The organism is Kitasatospora sp. MBT63 (assembly GCF_000710465.2).
In the GTDB taxonomy this organism is placed as follows: Bacteria; Actinomycetota; Actinomycetes; order Streptomycetales; family Streptomycetaceae; genus Kitasatospora.
Genome location: NZ_JAIZ01000839.1, coordinates 9,688 through 14,661, shown reverse-complemented (window position 1 = coordinate 14,661; position 4,974 = coordinate 9,688). Strand labels below are relative to the sequence as shown.

Annotated in this window: 4 protein-coding genes and 1 pseudogene; all 5 read left to right on the top strand. The window is 68.0% G+C overall.

Annotation, left to right across the window (positions count from 1 at the left end):
* A pseudogene (locus AA75_RS53345) lies at nucleotides 1–232 on the top strand (peptide ABC transporter ATP-binding protein); the annotation flags it as partial.
* Between the two features lie 413 nt (nucleotides 233–645).
* The gene (locus AA75_RS44245) at nucleotides 646–2,304 is read left to right on the top strand and encodes an ABC transporter substrate-binding protein (protein WP_233289471.1); all 1,659 of its coding nucleotides are present in this window, start codon (nucleotides 646–648) and stop codon (nucleotides 2,302–2,304) included.
* 168 nt (nucleotides 2,305–2,472) lie between these two features.
* Nucleotides 2,473–3,402 carry an ABC transporter permease gene (locus AA75_RS44240; RefSeq protein WP_033826231.1) on the top strand — a complete coding sequence of 310 codons (930 nt, stop codon included), beginning with the start codon at nucleotides 2,473–2,475 and terminating at the stop codon, nucleotides 3,400–3,402.
* A 10-nt stretch (nucleotides 3,403–3,412) separates the two neighbouring features.
* Nucleotides 3,413–4,339 (top strand): ABC transporter permease, encoded by a 927-nt coding sequence (locus AA75_RS44235; protein WP_051814478.1) that lies wholly within the window; start codon nucleotides 3,413–3,415, stop codon nucleotides 4,337–4,339.
* A gap of 47 nt (nucleotides 4,340–4,386) precedes the next feature.
* Nucleotides 4,387–4,974 (top strand): ABC transporter ATP-binding protein (locus AA75_RS44230; protein WP_149038721.1); only part of this gene is annotated, 588 nt, incomplete at its 3' end.

The window sequence follows — 4,974 nt, the reverse complement described above, 5'->3', positions numbered from 1 at the left end:
GCCGTCGGGCTGCCGCTTCCGCACCCGCTGCTGGAAGGCGCAGGAGCGCTGCGCCGTCGAGCTGCCCGAACTCGGCTCGCGCGCCTGGCTGCAGGGGCTGGCGGCACACGACTCGGCCTGCCACTTCGCCGGCGAGCGGGAGAGCGGCGCGGGGGCGGTCGGCGAGCGGGGCGGTGACGGACCGGGTCCGGCTGCGCCCGGAACCGGCAGCGGGACGCCCGGCGCCGACTGACCCGGCCCGCCCGTACCACGGCCCGTCCCCGGTCACCGGGGGCGGGCCTCGCTGCTGTCCGGCAGGGCTCCCGGGTGACAGGTCAACGGATCGTCAACTCTCTTTGCATAAAACGGACTTGATCGTCCGATATGCGGTGTTCAATCTGTGAAACTCTGTGAACGATATGCGAGAGATTACGGCGGAATACATCGTCTTGGCAGGGCCATGTAACAGAAAAGAGATGTGCCAGCGATTCCGCGCGGGGGGAGGGGTGATCGATAGTTGCTCCACGCGGATCAGCGGGCGCGTCGCCAACTTGGCGACGGCTCCCCAATGTTGGCCTTCAGCCTGCCTGGAACACCGGGCGGCGAAGGAGCTACTTCGTTCCCCGCCCTGACTCGAGAGGCAGTTGAATGAGGCTCACCAAGGCAATGCGATGGACAGTGGTGGCGGCCTCCACCGTCCTGGCTGTGGCCGCCTGCAGCAATGGCGGGAGCACCAGCAGCAACGGGGCCAAGCCGTCCCAGAACAACAACGCTCCCGCCAAGGACGGCGGCACGTTCCGGCTGGGCATTGTCGAGCCGACCGCGATCGACCCCTACAACACGCAGGAGTCCGAGGGCACCCTGGTCACCCAGGCCCTGTTCACCGGCCTGACCAGCGTCGACGCCGACGGCAAGCTGTCCAACGCGCTCGCCGAGAGCCGCACCCCGAACGACGACTGCAGCCAGTGGACGTTCAAGATCAAGAGCGGCACCACCTTCAGCAACGGTGAGGCCGTCGACGCCGAGTCCTTCATCCGCGGCTGGACCCGCGCCGCCGCCAAGGACGCCGCCTCCGACGTCGCGTACCACATGGCCGAGATCGACGGCTTCGACAAGCTCCAGGACGGCTCCGCGACCACCTTCTCCGGCCTGACCGCGCCGGACCCGAACACCCTGGTCGTCAAGCTCGCCATCAAGGACTGCGAGTTCGACCTGCGGACCTTCCACACCGTGTTCAGCCCGGTGACCAAGGACGCCGGTCCGGCCACCAACAAGACCTACAACGACCAGCCGATCGGCAACGGCCCGTTCAAGCTGGACGGCCCCTGGCAGCACAACAGCAAGATCACCCTGGTCCGCAACGACAGCTACGGGCTGACCAAGGCGCACCTGGACAAGGTCGAGATCTCCATCCTGAACTCGGCCAACGCCGACCAGCTGGAGTACCAGGGCTTCCAGGCCGGCCAGTTCGACTGGGCCCGGATGCCCACCGAGCAGCTCGGCGCGGCCAAGGCCGTCTACGAGCCCAAGGGCGAGTTCCTCAACTGGGACGCCAACGGCATGAACTACATCCTGCCGATCACCTTCAACGGTCCGCTGAAGAGCAAGGAGGCCCGCGAGGCGGTCTCCTACGCGATCGACCGTGACGCGATCGTCGCCGGTGTGTTCAAGGGCTTCCGCAACAAGGCCACCACGCTGGTCCCGCCGGCCTTCAAGGACGCCTACCAGCCCGGCGTCTGCACCAGCTGCGGCAAGCAGGACAAGGACAAGGCCAAGGAGCTCGCGGCCAAGGCCGGCCTGACCCCCGGCACCAAGCTGTACTTCGGCTACAACACCGGTGGCGGCCACGACGCCTGGGTGCAGGCCGTCGCCCAGCAGCTGAAGGAGGTCCTCGGCCTCGACGTCCAGATCGACGGCATCCCGTTCAAGGAGCTGCTGAAGAAGGAGCAGGGCCCGGACGCCACCGGCCTGTACCGCGCGGCCTGGGGCGCCGACTACCCGACCCCCGGCAACTTCCTGAACCCGCTGCTGTCCACCTCGGCGATCAACGAGGACCCGGCCACCCACGAGGTGCAGGGCGACAACCGCGGCCGCTACAGCAACCCGGCGTTCGACGCCCTGCTCCAGAAGGCCACCGCCTCCAAGGACCAGGCCGAGCGCACCAAGCTGTACCAGCAGGCCGAGAAGCTCGCGATCGGTGACGACCTGGCGCTGATCCCGCTGTGGAACCGCACCCAGCAGCGCGTCGCCAACACCGAGAAGTGGGTCAACCTGTCCTACGACTTCAACGAGAACCCGACCCTGTCGAAGGTCTCGCAGAAGTAACCGGCCCTTCGCACCAGGCGCAGCCCGTTCCTCGATCCGTACGGAATCCCACCGCCGTCGGCCCTGCCTCGACCAGGCAGGGCCGGCGGTCCACCGTGCCCGCCCGACCCGGCGGAGCGCAGGGGTGGGCGACGCCGATCTGCCGCAACCACACAGAGAGGCAATTCCATGGGCAGATACGTCCTGCGAAGGCTCGGCCAGATGGTGATCGTGCTGCTCGGCGCGACCCTCATCCTGTTCGCCTGCCTGTTCGTCATCCCGGGTGACCCGGTCGGTTCGCTGGGCGGCAGCGAGCGCGCCCGTGACCCCGCCGTCGTCAAGCAGCTGCGCGAGCAGTACGGACTCGACAAGCCGCTGATCGTCCAGTACGGCACCTACGTCGGCAAGCTGGTCCAGGGCGACATGGGTGAGGACTACACCCAGCGCCGCCAGGTCACCGAGATCCTGATGCCGAAGCTGATCAACACCTCCAAGCTGGCCGTCGCCGCGATGGCGATCGACGTGCTGCTGGGCGCGGCCGTCGGCATCCTCGCGGCGCTCAAGCGGTACTCGCTGCTGGACACCGTGGTCACGCTGATCACCACCCTGCTGGTCGGCTTCCCGACCTTCGTGATCGGCATGCTGATGCTCAACCTCTTCGCCGTGCAGCTCAAGTGGGTGCCGGTGATCGGCGACCCGAGCGATCCGGTGCAGCTCATCCTGCCCGCCTTCACGCTGGCCATCATCGACGCGGCGCTGGTCGCCCGGCTGATGCGCGGCACCATGCTGGAGGTCCTGCGCGCCGACTACGTCAAGACGGCGATCGCCAAGGGCGTCCCCAAGCGGCAGGTGCTGCTCAAGCACGTGATGCGCAACTCGGTGATCCCGGTGGTCACGTACCTCGGCATCTCGTTCGGCGGCCTGATGGGCGGCGCGATCATCACCGAGACCATCTTCAACTGGGACGGCATCGGCATGGCGATGTCCACCGCGATCCAGCAGCAGAACAACCCCGTCGTGGTCGCGGTGGCCACCTGGACGGTCGCGATCTTCGTGGTGCTCAACCTGGTCGTGGACCTGCTGTACGCCATGCTCGACCCCCGCATCCGGCTGAGCTGAGGGCGCCGAAATGACTGACGAAACGATAACTGTCCCGCTGGACAAGGACATTCCCGCCCAGGGCGGATCCGGCGGATCCGGTGAGCCGGCCGTCAAGGTGGTCCGCGAGTGGCAGGAGGTCTGGCACCGCTTCGCCGCCAACAAGCTGGCGCTGGTCGGCCTGGTGCTGGTGGCCGGCCTGCTGTTCACGGCGGCCTTCGCGCCCTGGATCTCGCCGTACGACCCGCTCAAGCAGAACCTGATGAACACCCTCCAGCCGCCGACCGGGGAGCACCTGTTCGGCACCGACATCCTGGGCCGCGACCAACTCTCCCGGGTGATCTACGGCTCCCGGATCGCGGTGTTCGTGGGCCTGGTGTCGATCATCCTGACGCTGCTGATCGGCATCGTGCTGGGCGCGATAGCCGGCTACTTCGGCCGGTTCTACGACACCCTGGTGATGCGCGCGGCGGACGTCTTCTTCGCCTTCCCGCTGCTGATCGGCTCGATCATCATCATCACCGTGACCGGCCGCGGGGTGTGGCCGGTGGTGCTGTCGCTGGCCATCTTCGGCTGGGCCACCGTCGCGCGACTGCTGCGCAGCTCGGTGCTGTCCGCCCGGGAGATGGACTACGTGCACGCCGCCCGCGCGCTGGGCGCCGGGCACCTGCGGGTGATCCTGCGGCACATCCTGCCCAACTCGATCGCGCCGGTGATCATCTTCGGCACCTTCAACGTCGGACTCGCGGTGGTCGCCGAGGCCGCGCTGTCCTACCTCGGCGTGGGTGTCAGCCCCGAGGTCCCGGAGTGGGGCAACATGCTCGCCTCCGGCCGGGGCTTCATCGGTGTGTACGACTACATGTGGACCCTGCCCTCGCTCGCGGTGGTGCTCACCTCGCTGGGCTTCATCTTCGTCGGCGACGGGGTCCGCGACGCTCTCGACCCGAAGTTGCGGTGAGCGGCATGACGAGCACGGACGCGACGCGGAGCGGGAGCGGCAAGGGTATGGACAAGGCAGTGCAGGACGGTCCGGCCGTGGAACTGCGGCCGGACGGCGCCGAACCGGCGCTGCTGCAGGTCGACGACCTGCAGGTGGAGTTCGTGACCCGGGACGGGGTCGCCCGGGCGGTGAACGGGGTCAGCTACAGCGTCGCCTCGGGGGAGACCCTGGCGGTGCTGGGCGAGTCCGGTTCGGGCAAGTCGGTGACCGCGCAGGCGATCATGGGCATCCTGGACACCCCGCCCGGCCGGATCAGCGGCGGGCGGGTGCTCTACCGGGGTGAGGACCTGCTCACCATGCCGGAGGAGGAGCGCCGGAAGATCCGCGGCCGGAAGATCGCGATGATCTTCCAGGACGCGCTGTCGGCGCTCAACCCGGTCTTCTCGGTGGGCTGGCAGCTCGGCGAGGTCTTCCGGGTGCACGAGGGCATGTCGAAGAAGGACTCCTTCGCCAAGGCCGTCGAGCTGATGGACCGGGTGCGGATCCCGGCCGCCAAGCAGCGGGTCACCGACTACCCGCACCAGTTCTCCGGCGGTATGCGCCAGCGGATCATGATCGCGATGGCGCTGGCGCTGCAGCCGGACCTGATCATT

Excerpts from the sequence above, each read along its gene's own strand:
- AA75_RS44245 (WP_233289471.1), top strand. The coding sequence starts at position 646 with ATGCGATGGACAGTGGTGGCGGCCTCCACCGTCCTGGCTGTGGCCGCC.
- AA75_RS44240 (WP_033826231.1), top strand. The coding sequence starts at position 2,473 with ATGGGCAGATACGTCCTGCGAAGGCTCGGCCAGATGGTGATCGTGCTG.
- AA75_RS44235 (WP_051814478.1), top strand. The coding sequence starts at position 3,413 with ATGACTGACGAAACGATAACTGTCCCGCTGGACAAGGACATTCCCGCC.